The 19,440-nt window shown below is 71.9% G+C and carries 20 protein-coding genes; 11 read left to right on the forward strand and 9 right to left on the reverse strand.

The window, feature by feature from the left end:
- The first annotated feature begins 175 nt into the window (after nucleotides 1–175).
- The 4 genes from ABTW72_RS24785 to ABTW72_RS24800 all read left to right on the forward strand — a co-directional run bounded on the left by ABTW72_RS24785 (nucleotide 176) and on the right by ABTW72_RS24800 (nucleotide 2,858).
- A complete protein-coding gene (locus tag ABTW72_RS24785; RefSeq protein WP_350862250.1) occupies nucleotides 176–646 on the forward strand; it encodes a molybdenum cofactor biosysynthesis protein in 471 nt (156 codons plus the stop codon).
- A gap of 97 nt (nucleotides 647–743) precedes the next feature.
- A complete protein-coding gene (locus ABTW72_RS24790; RefSeq protein WP_350862252.1) occupies nucleotides 744–1,442 on the forward strand; it encodes a nucleotidyltransferase domain-containing protein in 699 nt (232 codons plus the stop codon).
- Nucleotides 1,443–1,462: 20 nt separating this feature from the next.
- The gene (locus ABTW72_RS24795; RefSeq protein WP_350862684.1) at nucleotides 1,463–2,221 is read left to right on the forward strand and encodes a nucleotidyltransferase domain-containing protein; all 759 of its coding nucleotides are present in this window, start codon (nucleotides 1,463–1,465) and stop codon (nucleotides 2,219–2,221) included.
- A 109-nt stretch (nucleotides 2,222–2,330) separates the two neighbouring features.
- Entirely contained in the window at nucleotides 2,331–2,858 is a 528-nt protein-coding gene (locus tag ABTW72_RS24800) for a hypothetical protein (RefSeq protein WP_350862254.1), read from the forward strand.
- Between the two features lies 1 nt (nucleotide 2,859).
- Here the strand turns inward: ABTW72_RS24800 and ABTW72_RS24805 are convergent, their stop codons facing one another.
- From ABTW72_RS24805 to ABTW72_RS24820, 4 genes are all read right to left on the reverse strand, one after another.
- Entirely contained in the window at nucleotides 2,860–3,237 is a 378-nt protein-coding gene (locus ABTW72_RS24805) for a nuclear transport factor 2 family protein (RefSeq protein WP_350862256.1), read from the reverse strand.
- A 105-nt stretch (nucleotides 3,238–3,342) separates the two neighbouring features.
- The gene (locus tag ABTW72_RS24810) at nucleotides 3,343–3,894 is read right to left on the reverse strand and encodes an ATP-binding protein (RefSeq protein WP_350862687.1); all 552 of its coding nucleotides are present in this window, start codon (nucleotides 3,892–3,894) and stop codon (nucleotides 3,343–3,345) included.
- Between the two features lie 141 nt (nucleotides 3,895–4,035).
- Nucleotides 4,036–4,872, reverse strand: a complete 837-nt coding sequence (locus ABTW72_RS24815; protein ID WP_350862258.1) for an oxidoreductase — start codon at nucleotides 4,870–4,872, stop codon at nucleotides 4,036–4,038.
- Nucleotides 4,873–4,906: 34 nt separating this feature from the next.
- Nucleotides 4,907–5,239 carry a nuclear transport factor 2 family protein gene (locus ABTW72_RS24820; RefSeq protein WP_238682406.1) on the reverse strand — a complete coding sequence of 111 codons (333 nt, stop codon included), beginning with the start codon at nucleotides 5,237–5,239 and terminating at the stop codon, nucleotides 4,907–4,909.
- Between the two features lie 180 nt (nucleotides 5,240–5,419).
- On the opposite strand from ABTW72_RS24820, the gene ABTW72_RS24825 reads away from it, so the two are divergent.
- Nucleotides 5,420–5,806, forward strand: a complete 387-nt coding sequence (locus tag ABTW72_RS24825) for a DUF2267 domain-containing protein (protein WP_350862260.1) — start codon at nucleotides 5,420–5,422, stop codon at nucleotides 5,804–5,806.
- A 69-nt stretch (nucleotides 5,807–5,875) separates the two neighbouring features.
- Here ABTW72_RS24825 and ABTW72_RS24830 read toward each other — a convergent pair whose 3' ends face one another.
- Both ABTW72_RS24830 and ABTW72_RS24835 read right to left on the reverse strand, forming a co-directional pair.
- The gene (locus ABTW72_RS24830; RefSeq protein WP_350862262.1) at nucleotides 5,876–8,281 is read right to left on the reverse strand and encodes an RICIN domain-containing protein; all 2,406 of its coding nucleotides are present in this window, start codon (nucleotides 8,279–8,281) and stop codon (nucleotides 5,876–5,878) included.
- Between the two features lie 248 nt (nucleotides 8,282–8,529).
- A complete protein-coding gene (locus ABTW72_RS24835) occupies nucleotides 8,530–9,366 on the reverse strand; it encodes a copper resistance CopC family protein (RefSeq protein ID WP_350862264.1) in 837 nt (278 codons plus the stop codon).
- Between the two features lie 124 nt (nucleotides 9,367–9,490).
- On the opposite strand from ABTW72_RS24835, the gene ABTW72_RS24840 reads away from it, so the two are divergent.
- Genes ABTW72_RS24840 through ABTW72_RS24850 form a run of 3 tightly spaced genes read left to right on the forward strand, consistent with a single transcriptional unit; the run spans nucleotide 9,491 to nucleotide 12,118 of the window.
- On the forward strand, nucleotides 9,491–9,967 hold the full coding sequence (locus ABTW72_RS24840) for a cupredoxin domain-containing protein (RefSeq protein WP_350862266.1): 477 nt from the start codon (nucleotides 9,491–9,493) through the stop codon (nucleotides 9,965–9,967).
- A gap of 5 nt (nucleotides 9,968–9,972) precedes the next feature.
- Nucleotides 9,973–11,313, forward strand: coding sequence for a hypothetical protein (locus ABTW72_RS24845; protein WP_350862268.1), 1,341 nt, complete (start codon nucleotides 9,973–9,975; stop codon nucleotides 11,311–11,313).
- Nucleotides 11,314–11,350: 37 nt separating this feature from the next.
- Nucleotides 11,351–12,118 carry a nucleotidyltransferase domain-containing protein gene (locus tag ABTW72_RS24850; RefSeq protein WP_350862270.1) on the forward strand — a complete coding sequence of 256 codons (768 nt, stop codon included), beginning with the start codon at nucleotides 11,351–11,353 and terminating at the stop codon, nucleotides 12,116–12,118.
- 36 nt (nucleotides 12,119–12,154) lie between these two features.
- Here the strand turns inward: ABTW72_RS24850 and ABTW72_RS24855 are convergent, their stop codons facing one another.
- Entirely contained in the window at nucleotides 12,155–13,549 is a 1,395-nt protein-coding gene (locus ABTW72_RS24855) for a dihydrolipoyl dehydrogenase family protein (RefSeq protein WP_350862272.1), read from the reverse strand.
- Nucleotides 13,550–13,742: 193 nt separating this feature from the next.
- Between ABTW72_RS24855 and ABTW72_RS24860 the strand changes: the two genes are divergently transcribed.
- Entirely contained in the window at nucleotides 13,743–14,216 is a 474-nt protein-coding gene (locus tag ABTW72_RS24860) for a hypothetical protein (RefSeq protein WP_350862274.1), read from the forward strand.
- 78 nt (nucleotides 14,217–14,294) lie between these two features.
- On the opposite strand, the gene ABTW72_RS24865 is transcribed toward ABTW72_RS24860, so the two are convergent.
- A complete protein-coding gene (locus ABTW72_RS24865) occupies nucleotides 14,295–16,007 on the reverse strand; it encodes a coiled-coil domain-containing protein (protein ID WP_350862276.1) in 1,713 nt (570 codons plus the stop codon).
- A 259-nt stretch (nucleotides 16,008–16,266) separates the two neighbouring features.
- Nucleotides 16,267–17,841, reverse strand: coding sequence for a methyltransferase domain-containing protein (locus tag ABTW72_RS24870; RefSeq protein ID WP_350862278.1), 1,575 nt, complete (start codon nucleotides 17,839–17,841; stop codon nucleotides 16,267–16,269).
- 78 nt (nucleotides 17,842–17,919) lie between these two features.
- On the opposite strand from ABTW72_RS24870, the gene ABTW72_RS24875 reads away from it, so the two are divergent.
- Entirely contained in the window at nucleotides 17,920–18,516 is a 597-nt protein-coding gene (locus tag ABTW72_RS24875) for a helix-turn-helix domain-containing protein (RefSeq protein WP_350862280.1), read from the forward strand.
- A 54-nt stretch (nucleotides 18,517–18,570) separates the two neighbouring features.
- On the forward strand, nucleotides 18,571–19,440 hold the full coding sequence (locus ABTW72_RS24880; RefSeq protein WP_350862282.1) for an alpha/beta hydrolase fold domain-containing protein: 870 nt from the start codon (nucleotides 18,571–18,573) through the stop codon (nucleotides 19,438–19,440).

Genomic DNA, 19,440 nt, shown 5'->3' on the forward strand with positions numbered 1-19,440 from the left:
GTTTTTTCGTTTTTTTTTTCTTATTGGGGGGGGCTCCCCGCCACACCCCCCGCCCCCCCCAACCCCTCGGGGGGGGGGGGGGGGGGGGGCGGGCCCGGGGGGCCGCCCCCCCCCCCACCGCGCTCATCCGTCGACCTGCCCCGGCTGGGCCTGTCCGGTTCGTAGACTTCCTGCCATGCCGGAGATCGTCGAGTTGCTGGCCTCGCCCGTGCACCGCTTCCTGGGCCGGCCCGCCGACGGCCCGGCTCCGGCCCCGCCCGGTGAGCTGGTCGACGCCGTCCGGATCCGGGCCGGCCTCGGCATCGTCGGCGACCGGTACTTCGGCCAGCAGGCACACCGCGACGCCAGCGTCACCGTCATCGCCCAGGAGTCGCTGCCGGTCGGCATCGGTTTGGCCGAGGTGCGGCGCAACATCCTCACCACCGGGATCGCCGTGGACGAGCTGATCGGCAGAGTGCTGGTGCTGGATTCCGGCGACGGCCCGGTCAGCCTGCGGGTCAACCGGGCGGCCCGACCGTGCGCCTGGATGGACGTCACCGTCGGCCCGGGGACGTGGAAGGCGTTGCGCACCACCGGCGGCATCCGCTGCACGCCCCTCAACGACGGCACTCTGCGCGTCGGCGTGATCGACGCCGTCGTGAGCTGAGGAAAGGGCTCGACGTCAGCACTCCCGGACCGGCATGGTGTGCACCGGACAACGGCCGCCTGGGCGGTCGGCGCAACGCTCGGGGGAGGCGGCGGCAGTGGAGCACGCACTGACGGATCAGCTGGTCGACGACCACACGATCTTGCAGGTGGTCGTCGGTTCCCGCGCGTTCGGGCTGTCCAGCGCGGCCTCGGACACCGACCGCCGTGGGGTGTACGCCCTGCCGGCCTCGGCGTTCTGGGGGCTCCGGAAACCTGCGCGCCACCACGACGGGCCGCTCGACGAGCAGGTGCGGTGGGAGGTGGAGCGGGTCTGCACGCTCGGGTTGGCGGCGAATCCCACGGTCCTGGAGGTGCTGCACTCTCCGCTGGTCGAAACGTGCACCCCGCTGGGCGCGGAACTCCGGTCGCTCACGCCGGCCTTCCTGTCCCGACGGGTGGCCGGCACCTACCTGCGCTACGCCACCGCCCAGTTCGGGAAGGCCGAGCGCGGGATCGCCCGCGCCGGCGTTCCGGCGTGGCGGCACGTGATGCACCTGATCCGACTGCTGACCGCCGGGGGTGACCTGGTCCGCACCGGCCGTCTGGTGCTGGACGTGGGCGCGGACCGCGACCGTCTGCTGGCGGTCAAGGCGGGTGAGGTGCCCTGGGCCGAGATCGTCGCCTGGCGGGACCGGCTGGTGAGCCGGATGACCGCGGACCTGGCCACCAGCCCGTTACCCGACCAGCCCGACGAGACAAGGGTCGAGCAGTGGTTGATCTCGGTCCGGGAACGCTCCGTGCGGTGCTCCGCGTGACGGCCTGGGAGGCCGCGGGTCTGCCGGTCGGCGTCGACCTGACCGCCATCGTCGCCGAGCAGCCGCACCCGCTGGTGTTCGCCACCGTCTCCGGCGCCCACCTGTACGGGTTCCCGTCCACCGACTCGGACGTCGACCTGCGCGGCGCGCATCTGCTTCCGGTCGAGGACCTGATCGGGCTGGCGCAGCCGACCGAGACCCGTACGGTCATGGCCGACCGTGACGGCGTGGAGCTGGACCTGGTCACCCACGACCTGCGCAAGTTCGTGCGGCTGATGCTGCGGCGCAACGGGTACGTGCTGGAACAGCTGTTGTCACCGCTGGTGGTGCACACCACGACGGTGCACGCCGCGCTGGTCGAGCTGGCACCGCTGGTGCTGACCCGGCACCACGCGCACCACTATCGCGGCTTCGCCGCCACCCAGCGGCGGCTGTTCGACACGACCGGCGAGCTGAAACCACTGCTCTACGCCTTCCGGGCGCTGCTCACCGGCGTGCACCTGATGCGCACCGGCCGGATGCTGGCGCACCTGCCGAGCCTGCTGCTCGCCGAGGCGGCGCCGGCGTACCTTCCTGAGCTGATCGCGGCGAAGCGGTCCGCCGAACACGGTGGGTTGAACGGCCTGGTGGCGGGCCCGGTCCTCGGCCGGGACCTGGCCGAGCTGGCGTCGCGACTCGACGAGGCGCAGCACCACAGCCGGCTGCCGGAGCAACCCGCCGGGTCGGCTCAGCTCGACGAGCTGGTGGTAACGGCCCGGCTGGCGGATTCGGCGAGGTGACGCTCTGGCGAGCTGGTGCGTGGTAGAACCAAACCGCGCATCGGCTCGCAGGTCTCCGGGCAGCCGGGGGCAATGCCGGACGGGACCTCATCCGAACAGAGGTGGTGCGTTGAACCTCGAGCTGCGGCAGCTCATCGAGGAACTGCGGGCTGAGCTGGCCGATCTGCCGGACAGCCTGGCCTACGCCGAGTTCGGCGAGGGGGCGGCCATCGACGCCGTGCCGGCGGGGCTCCCGGCCGACCTGCGGGATCTCCTGTTGGTGGCCGACGGGCTGCGGGCGGGTCGTGTCGAGCTGGCGTCCTCGTCGACCCTTCCGGGGATGCAGTACCACCTGGACTACGCGCCGGACTTCTCGTCCATCCCACAGGACCGGGCGGGCTGGCTGGTGGTCGGCGTCCGCAGCGACGAGCCGATCTTCATGGATCGTGGCACGGGTGCGATCTGGTACTTCCCACCGAACGGCACCGAGTGGTTCATGTCCGACACGTTCGAGGAGCTTGCCCCCGACGTGGAATCCTTCGTGGAGTACTACCTGCTCGGGCCGGGCTACGCCGACCTGACCCCCGCCGACGATCGGTGGTTCGCGTTCCTCGACGAGCAGGGTCTGCTCGACGAGGACGACGAGGACGGCAGTTGAGTCAGACCGGGCTGATGTGTGCGGCCAGGACCCGCCAGCCGTGCGGGTCGTCGTGGACCCACGTCCGGGTGTAGCGCAGCCGCGCAGCGAACGGCGCCCCCTCGAAGACCCCGGACACCCGGCCCAGGAAGAACGTCACCCCCGTCGCGCCGACGACGAGCAGGTCCAGCTCCTCCTCCACCAACTCCGCGACCACCGAGCGGCGGTCGCGGTGGGCGGCCAGGTCATCCTGCTTGCTGTGGGTACGCCCGTCCGGGCCGATGGCGATCAGCTGGTCGACCAGCAGCTGATCGAGGGCGGCGACGTCGCCGGCCCGTTGGGCGGCCTGCAGGGTGCGCTCGGCGTCGAGCAGCTCGGCCTCGCGTGCGCTGTCCGGCATCGTGCCGTCCTCCCGTTCGGGTCCGACCCGGTGCCACCGTCGGCCCGGGCTGTCCGCATTGTGGCAGCCGACCTGGCACGGGCGGGTGGGGATCGCCGCCGACGTTCACAGACTCAGGCGAATCCGTACGACGGTCTCACCGGGGCTGGTGAGCACAGCGACCTCGTCACAGATCTGCTCCACGATCGCCAGCCCGCGACCCCGTACCGAGTCGGCGGCCGGCATGCTCCGGCCGAACGCCCGCGGCGGACCCTGGTCGACCACGTCGCAGAACAGCTGACCCGTCTCGGCCCAGAGCCGTACCCAGCCGCCGCCGGTGGTGTGCTGCAACGTGTTGGTGGCCAGCTCGCTGACCGCCAGCGTCAACAGCTCCACCCGCTCGGCCGACAAGCCACGGGCCAGTGCCCCGGCGCTGACGAACGCGCGCAGCGCACGTATGTCGGTCGCGACCTGATACGCCATGGTGTCCGCGGCGTGGGTGGCGACACTCTGCTCGGCCACGGTCTCCCGTCGCTCGCCCGGCATCAGCCCGCCCGGTGCGGCTGCCCGGCCAACGGCACCGCGTTCCGCGCGGGTGTCGTGGGCGTGCGAGCCTCGAAGTGCGCCATCGGGCAGCCGGAACCCTTCTCGTAGCGACAGCTGTTGTCGCCACATCATGTCACCCACTGCCCTCTTCCCTGTCTCGTCCGTTCGGCGGTTGATCACCTACGGGCGGGCCCGACCAGCCTCGCGGCCCCGGCAGCAACGAGATGAGCCGGGCGGCCCCGGCAGCCTGGTCGGTCTGGCAGGGGAGTCGGGTCAGGGCGTTGCGTCGAAGGCTATCGACTCGCTCAACTCCCGCCACTTCGCGTCCGACGCGGCGAGGGCCTCGGCGGCCGCCTGGGCGGCGGCCACGGCGTCGGCGCCGAGCAGCAACCGCAGCGGCGGGTCGTCGACCCGGGTGATCCGGATGATCGCCTGGGCGGCGCGGGCCGGGTCGCCCGGCTGGGCACCGCTGGCCTGGCGCAGCCGCTGCACGGCCGGGTCGATGACCGGCCGGTACGGTTCGCTGATCGGCAGGGCGCTCATTGACGAGCCGGCCCAATCGGTGCGCAGCCCACCCGGTTCGACAGTGGTGATCCGGATCCCGAACGCCTCGACCTCCTTGGCGAGCACCCCGGAGAAGCCGCTGACCGCCCACTTGGCGGACTGGTACGCGCCCAGACCTGTGCTCGCGACCCGACTGCCGACACTGGAGATCTGCACGATGTGCCCGCGCCCCTGCTCGCGCATCACCGGCAGGGCGGCCCGGGACAGATTGACCACGCCGAAGAAGTTCGCCTCGACCTGCGCCCGGAAGTCGTCCTCCGACATGTCCTCGATCGCGGCGACGTCGGCGTACCCGGCATTGTTGACCAGGATGTCCAGCCGTCCGAACGTGTCCACCGCGGTGCGTACGGCGGCACGGGCGGCGGCGGGGTCGTTGACGTCCAGGGCCAGCGTCCGGACCTGGTCACCGTGCCGGTCGACCAGGTCGTCGAGCTGTGCCGGGTTGCGGGCGGTGGCCACCAGGTGGTCGCCGTCGGCCAGAACGGCCTCGGCGAGGGCGCGGCCGAGACCACGCGAACAGCCGGTGACGAGCCAGACTCGCGGCACGGTGTTCCCTTCGTGTCGGTGGACCACCTCGGCGTCAGGGGCGGATGTCCAGGGCGCCGATAAGCCCGTCGCGCAGCGTGAACCGGTACCGCAGCTCGATCGGGCTGCCGGGGAAGTCGCCGGACACCCGGGTGATGGCCAGGTACGAGTCGCCCGCCTGCGACGTGACCCGGACCGGCTCCGCGGTGTACGAGTAGGCGTCCATCGTCTTCTGCCGCCAGGCGCGGATCGAGGCCCGCCCGTCGTACAGGCGGTCCTCGTCGGCGACGCTCGCGGTGTCCGCGAAGCAGGCCACGAAGGCGTCCAGGTCCCGGTCGTTGACGGCCCGGAAGTACCGGTCGATCACGTCGGGCAGGTCGAGGGCCATCTGCTCCTCCTGCGGCACGGGCCGCCGTCGGGCAGCCGTCGGGTTCCCGGTCCGACCTCACCGTACGAGAAGCGGACGGCACTGCGCGGAGCAACCAGCAGAACCATCCCGCCGCCGCTGCCGGGTTTGCTGCCGATGGGCCCGGGTAGCCACGCGTCTCCGAAAGTGAAGGGCGGGGGGATGGCCGAGCTGGCGTTCGTCGACAAGGTTGCGGCACGGGCGGGTCTCCCGCCGGAGCAGGCGCGCTCGCTCACCGAGGCGGTCCTGCGGACTCTCACCGAGCGGCTCAGCGGTGGGGAGGCGGGCGCTCTGGCCCCCCACCTGGCCGACGAGCTGAGCCCGCTGCTGGTCAAGGCAGCGGAGCCGCCGGAAACGTTCGGCTACGACGAGTTCCTGCGCCGGGTGGCCGACCGCTCCGGGATCGACCGTCCGGCCGCCGAGCGGGGTACCCGCGCGGTGCTCCAGACGATGCACCGGGTGGTCGGGCACCGGGAGTTCGAGGACGCCCTGGCCCAACTCCCGGCGGACCTGCGGGCACTGGCGCAGCCGCTGCCGCACGGCCCCTGACCCACGGCCGGCGCGCCGGGGCGGGGCGCGGCCTGACCCGCCGGTCAGACCACGCCCCTTCGTCCGAGGTCAGCCGGTTACCCCGCTGCTGACCACCCACTTCTGGTGTGCGCCGCCCGCGTACGTGCCGAGCTGGATCTGGGTGCGGTCGGCGCTGCTACCGCCGGCGGCCTCCAGGACCTTGCCGGACTGCGGGTTGCGGATCGACCCGTCGGCCTGCGGCTGCCAGACCTGCGCGCCGCTGCCGTTGCACGTCCAGAGCTGAACCTTCGTGCCGTTGGCGGTGCCGCCGTTGTCCACGTCCAGGCACTTGCCCAGCACCCGGTACGTGTCGCCGACCTTCGTCCACGACTGTGCCGTGGTGCCGTTGCAGGTCCAGAGCTGGATCTTCGTGCCGTCGGCGGTGCCCGCGTTGTCGACGTCCAGGCACTTGCCACCGATGCCGGTGATGGTGCCTCCGGTCGGCGGCGGGGGACTGCCCGGGATCGAGTTGAGCGTGTACCACGCCTCGGTGCTCCACAGGGACTGGCCGCTGGTGGAGGTGAACGGGCGCGGTGAGCGCAGGTACACCACCCTGCCAGCCTTGCGACCGGGCACCGTGAGGCTGACCTTCTTGCCGTCCGCCGAGAGGGTGGCCGAGGTGACGGTCAGGGTCTCCTCGTCGATCTTCGGACCGCCGTAGTTCGACGTCGCCACGTACCGCCACTGCTTGAGCTTGTAGCGCGCGGCCAGGTCGGTGGCTGTCGCCGTCGACACCGGCTGGGTGTACTCCACCTCGAAGCCGGTCGTGGTGGCGCGCATCGCGAGCATCTCGAACGTGGTGGCGGTGTTCGGGGTGAGCTTCTGCAGGCCGTACGACAGCTTGCCGCTCTGGCCCCAGTTGCCGCCCGCGCCGAGCCCGCCGACGTAGATCGCGCCGTCCGGGCCGACGTTGACCTCGGAGACGCCCGCCTCCAGGCCCTGGGTGAGCCGGAACAGCGCGCCCTGGTACTCGCCGTTGACCTTCTCCACATTCGCCCGTTGCAGGCCGCCGTAGGTCACGTCACCGATGACGAACTGGCCGGCGTAGCGACCGCTGGTCAGGTAGAGCGGCGTGCTGGGCGAGTTGGCGATCTCGTTCTGCGGCATCCAGAGCACCGGCTGCGTGACCGCAGCGGTGTCGAACGGACCCGCCGGGTTCGTGTAGTGGTTGAAGAACCGGCCCTGCTTGACGTGCACCAGCTTCGACGAGGGCAGCCAGCCGCCCTGGTTGTCGGTGACGAAGATGCCGCCCTCCGGGCCCCAGCCGATGCCGTGTGGCGTACGCAGACCGCCGGCCACGTAGCTGACCGCGCCGGTGTCCTTGTTGACCTTGAGGGTGGTGCCCCGGTTGGTGGCGGGCTGCGGGTTGGTGGTGGCGCCGCCGGAGTTGATCGACACCGACAGGTTCAGGTAGAAGAACCCGTCCTGGTAGAGCAGGCCGAACGCGAACTCGTGGAAGTTGCCGCCGTACGGCCAGGTGGCGACGGTCTCCAGACGCTCGGCCACCTCGTCACCGCCGGTGTTCACCAGCCGGGTCAGCCGCTGCTTCTCGGTCACGTAGACCACCCCGTCGACGACCTTGAGCCCCATGGGTTCCTTGAGGCCGCCGGCGATCTTCTTGGTGGTCACGTTGCCCGGGGTTGTCGAACCGCCGGTGTTGCCGAGGATCCAGACCTCGCCGTCCTGGGAGGTGCCGGACTGGTCGCTGCCGCCCCAGGTGCTGATGACCAGCCGGCCGTCGGTCAGCCAGTCCATGCCGGTGACCTTCGGCTGGAAGCCGCTGGGCCGCAGGTTGGTCAGTGTGTAGCCGGGGTGCACGCCGGTCAGCGGCAGGCCGTCACCGGGAGTGTCGGAGACACCCTCGCACTCCTTGCGTCCGGGTGCGGTCACCCGGACCACGCCGGCGTCGGTGCTCAACGCCGAGTTCGGTACGACCACGAAGGTCGACGAACCGGGAGTCTTCCACTCCAGGGTGATCTGCTGCCCGCCCCCACGCTCGAAGTGGTCGATGCGCAGCGGGTGCAGGCCGGCGGTGAGGGTGACAGTGCCCTCTTTCGGCGGGGTCGCGCCGTGCAGGCCGTCATGGTTGATCACCACGGCGTTGTCGATCGACAGCTTGGAGCCGTCGTCACTGCTGAGCCGGAAGGTGTAGCTGCCGGCCTGGGTGGTGGTGATGTTGCCGAGCACCTGCGAGACGAAGTTGTCCTCGAAGCCGAAGTCGGCCGCCGAGGTCCAGTTGATGGTGGACATCAACTTGTCCACGTTCGGGGTCTGGGCGGGCTTGAGCGTGCACAGCTCGGACAGCGGCACCTGCACGTCGAAGACGCGCAGCGTGACGCCCGGTTCCTGCGCGGGGGCGGCGTTGGCGGGGACGGCCCAGAGGCCGGCGGCGAGGACGAGTGCCAGCGCACCCAGGACGGGATGGTGAATTCGGCGTAGCAGGCGTGTGCCCATCGTTCCTCCAGGAGGCAGTGGAGTGTCCGACGGCCGGCGTGGATCAGCGGTGAGGATGACCGTCGGCCCGGCTCCGTAACGTCCTCGACGCCGACGAGTGACATTGCGGAAACACCGGGTGGATGGCTCGGAACATTAAGGGGTTTCGATTCGACTGTCCATGGCTTCGCCTCGATACATCAAAAGTTTCCAATGTCCGTACGAAAGTTCACGACGGTACGCGAAGAATGCCCGGTTGCTGCGACGGTCTACCGCCGCCCGCGCCGCGCCGGGCCACCCGCACGATTCCGGGGCGGGCTGGCGGACTTGCGCGTTGCGGCTCCGCTCCGGCCCGCGCCGCCGGCGGACCGGCGATCCACACTGGAGACTCCGCGCGTGGCGGGTCGGCGGCGGGCCGCCACCAGCACGATCGCCGAGACCACGACGACGATCAGGGCCGGGATCAGCCAGGCCGGGAACCCGCCGCCGCGTTGCTCCTGCGTGGCGCCAGCCGGGTCGTCCGCCGCAGCGCCGGTGGGGGCGACCGGGCTGCCGGTGGCCCCGGGGTTGGTCGATCCTTCGCCCTCGGCCTGGGCGAGCAGCGCCGGATCCGGCCCCGCCGTGGGTGCCGACCAGCCGGCCGGGGCCGGCGTGCCCGGGCCCTGGTAGTCGAACGTAACCTCGCCCCGCACCGCCTCACCGTCCGAGGCGACCGAGAGGTAGCTGGCGGTGTAGCGGCCCTTCGCCGGCCAGTGCGCGACGGTCACCATGGCCGGGAAGCCGGTGTGGTAGAGCCGTGGCTCGAACACGCCGTTGACCATGAAGTACTCGGTGACCGGCTTGTCCAGTCGCTTCGGCTCACCGTAGGACCACCCGTTGTCCACTCGCGACCCGTCCGGACCGCTGATGGCGAAGTGCGCGTTGGACGCCGGCTTCTCGGTGAAGTACAACGCCAGATGGGTCAGCGGCTCGCGTACGACAGTGCCCTTCAGCGGCGTGGAGGTCGCCAGCTGGCCGTGCGCGGACGCCGGGGCGACCGGCAGCAGCAACGACACCACCAGGGTCGCCGCCAGCGCCGCCACGACACGGCTCAGGACCTTACGCACAGAGACCAGCTTCGATCGCATTCGTTCATCATGGTCATTTCCCCGGCACCGAACAAGACGTAGAGTTCTCCTCCCCGACGATCAACCCGACACCCGTCCCCCTCGCGTCGTTCGGAGTCCGCCCGTGTTCGTCCGTACCCCCGCCGCCCGGACCGCCGCCGCCCTCGCCGCCGCCACCCTCGCCGCCCTGCTCCTCGCCGGTTGCGGGCAGGACGACGACCCCTCGGTGGCCACCCCCTCGACGGCACCGACGTCCGCCGCCCCGTCGAGCGCCACCCCCACCGCGCCGACCCCGACGGCCACCAGCACGCCCGGCGCCTCCGCCAGCACCACCGCTGTGGACCAACAGATCACCGTCACGATCGCGAAGAAGCGGGTCGATCCGCCGACCGGACGGGTCACCGTCAGTAAGGGTCAGCTGGTCCGGATCACCGTCACCTCCGACGTGGCCGACGAATTGCACGTGCACGGCTACGACCTGGGCGCCCGGCTGCCGGCCGGCACGCCCGGCTCGGTGGAGTTCCGCGCCGACAAGACCGGGCTGTTCGAGGTGGAGACGCACGAGTCCGAGCTGGTGCTCTTCCAGCTCGTCGTCCGCTGAACGACATGACGGCCGCTCCCACGCTGCTGGCACACGGCGTCGGCGGCCGCCAGGACCTGCCGATCACACTGCCGCAGCTCGTCGTCGCCGCAGCGCTGACCCTCGTCGTCACGTTCGTGGCGCTGGGCCTGCTCTGGCGTGAACCCCGGCTCGACCGGGACGCCACCGGCGGTCGCCCGGTGCCGCGGTGGCTCGCCCGACTCGTCGACGCGCCAGCGTTCCGGTGGGCGCTGCGCGGGCTCGGCCTGCTCGCCGCCGCCTGGTTCTGCCTCGGTCTGCTGGGCGGGCCGGACACCGCGGACAACCCGACCGCCGGCGTGCTCTACGTGCTGCTCTGGGTCGGGCTGGCCCCGCTGTCGCTGCTGCTCGGCCCGATCTGGCGGGCGGTCAACCCGCTGCGCACGGTGCACCTGCTCGCGGCGTTGGCGGCACGGCGCGACCCGAACCGTGGGCTCCGTGAGCTGCCCGACAGCGTCGGGTGGTGGCCGGCCGCCGCCACCCTGCTCGGGTTCGTCTGGCTGGAACTGGTCGCCCCCGACCGGGCCACCCTGCCGGTCATCACCGCCTGGCTGGCCGGGTACGCGGTGGTCCTGCTGGCCGGCGCGGTGCTGTTCGGTGCCGGCTGGTTCGACCACGCCGACCCGTTCGAGGCGTACAGCACACTGATCGGTCAGCTCGCCCCGCTCGGCCGGGCCGCCGACGGCGTGCTGGTCTGGCGCAACCCGCTCGACGGGATCGCCGGCCTGCGACCCCGCCCCGGGCTGGTCGCCGTGGTGATCGTGCTGCTCGGCTCGACCATGTACGACAGCCTCTCCAACGCGCCGGGCTGGTTGCGCTTCGGCCAGGAGAACGGCCTGCACCCGGCGGTCACCGGCAGCGCCGGTCTGAGCCTCGTCATCGCCGCCGTCGCGGTGGCGTACCTCGCCGCCACCGGAGCCGCGGCGCGCATCGGTCGCGCCGACGCGGCCGAGGCCCGTGGGGTGCCCGGCGAGATCGCCCACTCCATCGTGCCGATCGCGGTGGGGTACGTGGTGGCCCACTACTACTCGCTGCTGATCCTGGAGGGCCAGCGCACCGTCGCGTTGCTCTCCGACCCCCTGGGCAACGGCGCCAACTGGCTCGGCACCGCCGACTGGGAACCGCAGACCGCGCTGATCACGCCCTCCGGGGTGGCGACCCTCCAGATCACCGTCATCATCCTCGGGCACCTGCTCGGCACGCTGCTGGCCCACGACCGCGCCCTGTACCTGTTCCCCCGGGCCCGGGCGGTGGCCGGCCAACTACCCCTGCTGGCACTGATGGTCGCCTACACCGTCGCCGGTCTGCTGCTGCTCTACGCGGGGTAGCCCCGCCCGGGTGTCGACCCGTGCGCCATGATGGCCCGTGCACTCCGATCTTCAGCGCTACCTCGACGACCTCGTCAGCACCGCCCGGGACGTGCTCGGCGCCGAACTGGTCGGCGCGTACGCGGCCGGCTCGGTGGGGCTCGGGGCGTACCAGCCCGGCCGCAGCGACGTGGACGTGGCGCTGCTCAGCGCCGGACCGCTCACCGAGGCCGCCAAGCAGTCGTTGGTCGCCCGGCTGCGGCACGAGGCGCTGCCCTGCCCCGCGCGCGGACTGGAGTTGGTCGTCTACGACCGGGCGGTGGCCGCCTCCGGCACCCCGGAGCCCGGCTTCGAGGTCGAACTGAACACCGGATCCCGAATGCCGTTCCGGTGCACCCTCGACCCCGCCGACCGGCCGGCCGCCGACGGCCGATTCTGGTACGGCCTCGATCGCAGCATCCTGCACCAGAGTGGACTCCCACTGCTGGGCCCGCCGGCGGGGGAGGCCTTCACCGACCTCGCGCCGGCCGACCTTCGCCGGCTGCTCATCGAGGCGCTGTCCTGGTGGTTGGCCCTGCCCACACCGCCGGCCGACCAACCCGCGCCCGGCACCGAGGACGCCGTACTCGGCGCCTGCCGGTCGCTGGTGCGCCACCGCGACGGCGTCTGGTTGGCCAAGGTCGCGGCCGGTCAGCGGCTGATCGATGCCGGCGACCGGGCCGAGGTGATCCGTCAGGCGGTCGTCGCACGGCACGGCGGGCCGCCGCCCACCGGGGCGCAGGCCCGCGCCTTCCAACAACGGGTACGCGACGAGATCGCCGGGTAGCCCCGTTGCGCGGTTGTCGGGCGGGCTTCGCGGCGCTCAGCGGACCGGGCTGGACTCCAGCGAGGCGAAGAGGAGGTTGAGACCCTCGGTCATGGTCGGGTGGGTGATGACCGCGTCCCGCAGGGCGGTCCACGGCATTCCGGCGAGCATGGCCAACTGCACCGAGGTGATCACCTCACCGGCCTCGGCGCCGAGCAACGCCGCACCGAGGATCCGGTCGGTGCTGGTGTCGATGACCGCCTTCCACATGCCCTGGGTCTGGCGCAGGGTGCGTGCCCGGGGGATGGCGGCGACCGGCAGGTGGGCGACCTGGATGTCGTGCCCGGCGTGGCGTGCCTCGGTCTCGGTCAGCCCGACCCGCGCCAGCTCCGGCGTGGTGAAGACGGTGTACGGGATCAGCCGGTCGGCGGTGCTGCGCTGGCCTCCCGCGAGGTTCGCCCGGATGATCCGGTAGTCGTCCAACGAGACGTGGGTGAACTGTGGGCTGCCGGCGACGTCTCCGGCCGCCCAGGTGCGCTCGGCGCTGGTGCGCAGGTGTTCGTCGACCTCCACGAAGCCGCGCTCGCTGAGCCGTACGCCTGCCGCGTCCAGGCCGAGCCCGTCGGTGACCGGTTCCCGGCCGGCCGCCACCAGCACGTCGTCCCCGAGAACCACGCTGCCGTCGTCCAGCGTCACCCGTAGCGAGCCGTCGGCCTCCCGGTCGACCCGTGCGACCGCCACGCCCACCCGTACGTCGATGCCATCATCGAGAAAGACGCGCATCACCGCGTCGCTGATGTCGGGGTCCTCGCGGGTGAGCAGCCGTGGACCACCCTCGACCACTGTCACCGCGCTGCCGAACAGCGCGAACATCTGCGCGAACTCCACCCCGACGGTGCCGCCGCCGAGCACCACCAGCCGGGCCGGCAGACGATCCAGGTGCAGCAACTCGTCGCTGGTGAGCACGCCGGCCTCGGCCATCCCGGGCACCGACGGCAGATGGGGCCGGGTGCCCGTGTTGATCACCACGTCGTTGCCGCGCAGCAGCCGCTCGCCGCCGTCGGCGAGTGCCACCCGTACGGTTCGTGGGCCGACGAACCGGGCCTCGCCGATCACCAGGTGCAGGCCCGAGTCGAGGAACTGCTGCCGGTTGGCGGCGACCATCCCCTCGACCACGTCCTGCTTGTGCGCGCGCAACAGGTCGATGTCGACCCGGCCATCCTGCACCGTCAGGCCGAGCGCCGACGCGTCCCGCAGCTGTCGGGCGGCCCGCGCGCTGGTCACCAGCGCCTTCGTCGGGATGCACGCGACGTTGATGCAGCTGCCGCCGATCATGCCGCGCTCGACCATGGCGACCCGCTGCCCGGATCGGGCGACGTCCATGCTCAACGTCTTGCCGGCCTTGCCGCCACCGACGACGAGCAGGTCGAACTCCTCCGGTTGGTCGGTCACCGGGCGCTCCTCTCGGTCACCGGCCGGGCCGGCAGCCACCGCTGGTGCGCGGCGGCCAGCCCAGCCTGCCAGCTCAACCGGGTACGGCGACCCGGTTCCGCCCAGAATCGCCCGTGCCTTGATCGTTGATGAGAGGTAGACCGCCGTGACGTCGACGGACCACGTGGCGAGCCCGGTACGGGATCATTGCTGGATGCCCGACGTCCCACTGCGGTTCCGTGCACGGGTCCGCCATGAGCCGGATCGCTCGTACGCAGTGCTGGTCGAAGGACCCGAGGGGGAGGTCCTGGTCGGCGTCACCGGCAGCCTGAGGGAGGTGGGCACTGTGGCACGCGAGGGTGCGGCCCGCCTGTTCGGTGTGCCGGCGGATCAGATCGCCCAGGATCACCTGGACGTGGTGATCCCTCAGCCGCCGTATGGGCGCGACGGGCAGTGGGTGCGAATCGTCTCGGCAGGTGAGTCCGCCGCGCCGGACGACGCCGTCGACGTCGGTATGGCCGGGCAGGCGCACTGGTTCGGCCACGAGGGCGCCTGGTTCGTCACGGTGGCCGGCTCCGGCACAGCCGTCCATCCCGGCGAGCACCTCGACTTCGCGCCCGTCCTCACCGACGAGGAGGTCGCCGAGCTGCGGAAGTACCTCGATCGGTCAGCCCAGTCGCCCTCTTGAGCGGCGTGGTCGTCGACCGAGCGCTCGGCCCGGGCCCGCGCGGATCCGCTCCGGGCCCGGGTGCAACCGCGGCTGAGGTCAGTGCCGGGCGGCGCCGTTCTCGCTGACCGGCTGCCCGAAGGCCAGGAACGGTACGGGTGTCGGTGCGTCAGTGCCGATGTGCCGAGGGAAGATCCGCTCGGCGTCGTCGGCGCTGACCTCCCGGGCCGCCGTACGGTCGGACGTCGTCGACTCGTCCGCCACCGCCGGTGCGTCCGCATGCTCGTCGTTCGCCTGCTCCGCTGGGGCCCGGTCGCCATTGGTCTGTTCCACCGGGGTCAGGTCGGCGTAGCCGTTCTCGACGGGGCTCCGGTCGGCAGGTGCGGCGTTGAGTGGGGCGCGGTCGGTAGTGGCGCGATCGGCGTCCGCGTCGTCCACGGTGGGTCGCTCCGCGGGGTGCCGGTCGACGCCGACGCGGTCGACGTTGAGCCGCTCGACTCCTACCCGTTCCGGGGCGGGCCGGTCGGCGCTGGAGCGGGAACCCACCATCGGGTACTCAGCGGTCTCCGTACCGCCGGCTGCCGCGGCCATGACCGCGGCGGCGGCGAGGTCGGCCACGCGCTTCGCCTCCCGCTGTACGCGGGCGCGGACCTCCTTGGCGTGCCGCTCGGCGGAGTCCCCGGCACGCCGGGCCTCGTCCAACCGGGCGCTTTCGGCGGTCAGGTCCCGACGGACCTCACTGAGTCGCTGCTGCATCCGGGACAGCTCGTTCTCCAGCGTCTCGCCCTCCTGGCGGATCTCGGCGAGCTGCTGGCGGCCGGTGTCCAGTTCGGCGTTCAGCTCGGCGGCCTCCTGCCGGCGCTCCTCAAGCTCCTTCTGCAGGGCGGCGAGCTGCTGCTGGTGGCTGGCGGCCTGCTCGTCGGCGCGGTTGCGCAGCTCGGTCACGTGCTGCTGCGCCTCGGCCAGCAGCGCGGCGATCTGCTGCTCGGTCGCGCTGCGCTCCTCGGCCAGCTCCTGCTCGGCGGCGGCCTGCTGTTCGGCGATGTCCTGCTCGGCGGCGGTACGCCGTTCGTTGACCTCTCGCTCCACGTTGGCCTGCCACTGGGCCATCTCCTGCTGGTGCTTGGAGCGGGCCGACTGGAGTTCCTGCTGGATCTGGGTACGGGCCGACTTCATCAGCGCGTCGGCGGCGACCCGGGTCTGGTTGAGCTGCTGGGCGCTCTGCTCGGTGATCCGCTTGGCCTCGTGTTGGGCGCGCTCGTGCGCGGCCTCACCGTCGGCCCGCAACTGCTCGGCGTGCTCGCGGATCGCTGTCAGTTCGGCCTCGGCCAGGGCGCGCCGTTCCTCGTGCGCCTGCTCCTGCTCGGCCCGCCGGGCGGCCAGTTCCTCGGCCAGGTCCTGACGTGCCTGCGCGGCCCGCTCACGGGTGTCGGCGAGGATCCGCTCGGACTCGCTGCGCAGCTCGTTGGCCCGGTCGGTGGCCGACTCGGTGATGATGCCAGCCTGTTTTTCGGCGAGCGCCATGATCTCGCCGACCATCGGGCCCAGGTCATGGAACGAAGCGCGGTCCACCTGCACGGGTTGCTCCTGAAGCTCGGCCAGTTCGGCGCGCAGCCGCTGTACCTCGGCGGTCAGTTCACGGACGCGGACGGCGGAGCGCCCGTGCTCCCCGCTCAGCATCGCGATCTGGCCGTCGAGCTGCTCCAGGTGCCGGTCCACCTGGCGTTTGTCGTATCCGCGCAGGGCGAGCTCGAAGCTCGGCCGGGAGGCCGCATCGTCGCGTGCTGCGTGCGGCTCAGCGCCGATGGACATGCACCATCCTCCGTACGATCGGGGCGTCAGGGTCGGCGGTCGCCTGCCCCACGGGCCGTCAGTGTGGCGCAACGCTACCGCCGAGCGGACCTCATGCGAAGTCCTGCCCCACCACCTCTCACGTTGTCGTCCCGCGTTGCCCCGTTCCCGCGCCGATCATGGACTCGTGGTGCCGGAAAGGTGGTGCTCCACCACCTTTGTCGTCCACCACCACTCCATGATCGACGCAGGCCGACACGGGAACCGTGGTCGTGCGAGGTCAGCGTCGGCGGGCGACCAGGACCGCGTCGTGGAGGGTGATGTCCTCGCCGTTCTGGTTGGTGGCCATCCGGGAGCGTTCTTCAGCCGCCAGCACCTCCCACCGGGCCGGCTCCAGATCGGCGGCCACGTCCTGCGCGGTGTACATCGCGTCCGGCATGTGCATCCGGTGCGCCGACCCCCACAGATCGGACGGGTGGTGCCCGACGATCAGCAGGATGCCTCCGGGTGCCACCGCCGCGGCCAGGCGGCCGAACAACTCCCGCCGCTCCGCCGGTGGCAGGTGCATGAACTGCGCGGACACCAGGTCGTACGCCTCCTCGGTGGGCGGCTTGTCCCGTAGGTCGGCGTGCGTGAACTCGATCCGGTCGCTCACGCCGGCGGCCTCGGCGTGCGCGGCGGCCCGGCTCAACGCCGTGGTGGAGATGTCCACAGCCGTCACCTGCCAGCCGCGCTCGGCCAACCACACCGCGTCGGCGCCCTCGCCGCTGCCCACGTCCAGGGCGCGTCCCGGGGCCAGGTCGGTGACCTCGGCGACCAGCTGCGGGTTCGGCCGGCCACTCCAGACCGAGGGGCGGGACTGGTAGCGCTCCTCCCACGCGGGTTCCTCGAACGTCGTTGCCACCATCTGCCGGTACGCGGACACCGCGTCGCGGGTCTCCTCGGCGATGAGATCGGCGTTGATCGCCGCCGCCGCGTTCAGGCCGGCCGCGGCGGACGTGATCACCTGAGCGCGGATGTCGGCCACGTTGCCCGCCACCCAGACACCACTGACGGTCGTCGCGCCGGTGGCGTCGGTCGGGATCTGGGCACCGATGACGTGCTCACCCATCGTCACCTCCTCCGGGGCCAGACCCAACCCCACCAGCACGTCGGCGCGGGGAGTCAGCCGCGTCGCCACCACGATCGCGTCGAGCGCCACCACCCGGCCGTCGGCGAGCCGTACGCCGGTCAGCGCGTCGTCGGTCACCTCCACCGCGGCGACCGGGCCGGGCACCACCGCGATGCTGCGGGCGGCGAGCCGCTCGGCGGTCTCCGCGTCCGGCGCCGGGGAGTCGTGCAGCAGGAGCAGCACGCTGGGGCTCCACTGTCGCCACATCTCGGCCTGGTGCACGCTCAGCGGGCTGGTCGCCAGGACGCCGATCCGCCGGTCGCGGACCTCCCAGCCGTGGCAGTACGGGCAGTGCAGCACGTCGCGACCCCACCGCTGGGCCAGGCCGGGCACGTCGGGCAGCTCGTCGGTCAGACCGGTGGTCACCAGCAGCCGGCGGGCCCGCACCGATTCCCCGCCGTCGAGGCTCAGCCGGAACCCGTCGTCGTCCCGGGTCGCGGCCTGCACCCGCCCGGTGTGGAACTGCCCGCCGTATCCGGCAACCTCCGCCCGGCCGATCGCGAGCAGCTCGCCCGGCGGTGTCCCCTCCCGGCCGAGGTAGTTGTGTATCCGGTCGGCCGGCGCGTTGCGCGGCTCACCGGAGTCGATCACCAGGACCGACCGTCGGGCCCGGCTCAGCGCCAGGGCCCCGCTGAGCCCTGCGGCACCGCCACCCACCACCACCACGTCATATGTCTCGTCCACCGGTATATCTCCCTCTTGCTCTGTCGGCTGCGCCCACCATCTGTCGCCGTCGGCAAGGTGGCAACTATCCTTGCCGTTATGGCAAACGAGGACAGCGCCGCGCTGGCGGCCGTCGGCCCCCGGCTGCGTGCCCTGCGTCACCAACGCGGGACCACGCTGACCCAGCTCGCCGACCTGACCGGCATCTCGGTGAGCACCCTGTCCCGGCTGGAGTCGGGTAGCCGTCGCCCCACCCTGGAGTTACTGCTCCCACTGGCGAGGGCCTACCAGGTGGCGCTGGACGAACTGGTCGACGCCCCCGCCACCGGCGACCCCCGGGTACGCCCCAAACCGATAGTCATCCACGGCGTGACGTACCTGCCGCTGACCCGCCGGCCGGGCGGTGTCCAGGCGTTCAAGCAGATCTTCCCGCCGGACCCGTCCGCCGGGGGCCGAATCCCGCAGGGCCACGAGGGGTACGAGTGGCTCTACGTGCTCTCCGGCCGGCTACGCCTGCTGCTCGGTGACCGTGATCTGACGCTGACCCCGGGGGAGGTGGCCGAGTTCGACACCCGCATTCCGCACCTCTTCTTCAACCCCGGCCCCGGCACCGCCGAAGCGATCAGCCTCTTCGGGCCGCAGGGGGAGCGGTTGCACGTCCGCGCCCGCCCCGCCACGCCCGACAAGCAGCAGTGATCAACTCGGCTTCCGTCACGGGTACGGCGGGGCCGTCGGTGCGAAGATGGCCCGATGACCGATGCGGCATCCCGAGGTTGGACCGACCGGGTCGAGCACCGCGACATCGTCGTCAATGAGGTCCCGGGCTTCCGCCCGTTGACGTTGGACCTTGCCGTGCCGGCCGGTGCCCCCGCACCAGCCCCGGTCCTGGTGTGGATCCACGGCGGCGCGTGGCTGTTCGGCTCGCCCAAACACCCGGCGGACTGGCTCATGGAAGTCGATCCCTTCACCGCCGCCATTCGTGCCGGGTTCGCGGTCGCCTCCGCGCAGTACCGGCTCAGCGGCGAGGCGCACTTTCCCGCTCAACTCGACGACGTCACGGCGGCGGTGCGCTGGCTGCGCCGACACGGCGACACGGTGGGCGTGGACCGCGAGCGGATCGGGGTGTGGGGTGAGTCGGCCGGTGGCCACCTGGCCTCGATGCTCGCGCTGACAGGGGACGACCAGGACGACAGCGGCGTGCGGGCGGCGGTCTGCTGGTACGCGCCGTCGAACCTGTTGACCATGCAGTCGCAGGCACACCCGTCCGGGACGATCGACCACGACGCGGCGGACTCGCCCGAGTCACTGCTGATCGGCGCCCCGTTGGCCGAGAACCCCGGGCTGGGCCGGGCGGCCAGTCCGATCACCTACGTGACCGGCCAGGCCCCACCCATGCTGCTGATCCACGGCGATCAGGACCTGGTCGTACCGGTGGGGCAGAGCGAAGAACTTGCCGCAGCGTTGACCGCGGCGGGTGCCGAGGTCGAGTTGTCGGTGGTGCAGGGGGCCGACCACTGTTTCGCCGGGGTGCCGCTGGAGCCGCTGATCCGCGACACCCTGGCGTTCTTCACCCGGGTCCTCGCCCCCGGGACCGGGGGTGCTGCCGCCTCACTAGGGTGA

Source organism: Micromonospora sp. NPDC127501, assembly GCF_040302185.1.
Taxonomy (GTDB): Bacteria; Actinomycetota; Actinomycetes; order Mycobacteriales; family Micromonosporaceae; genus Micromonospora.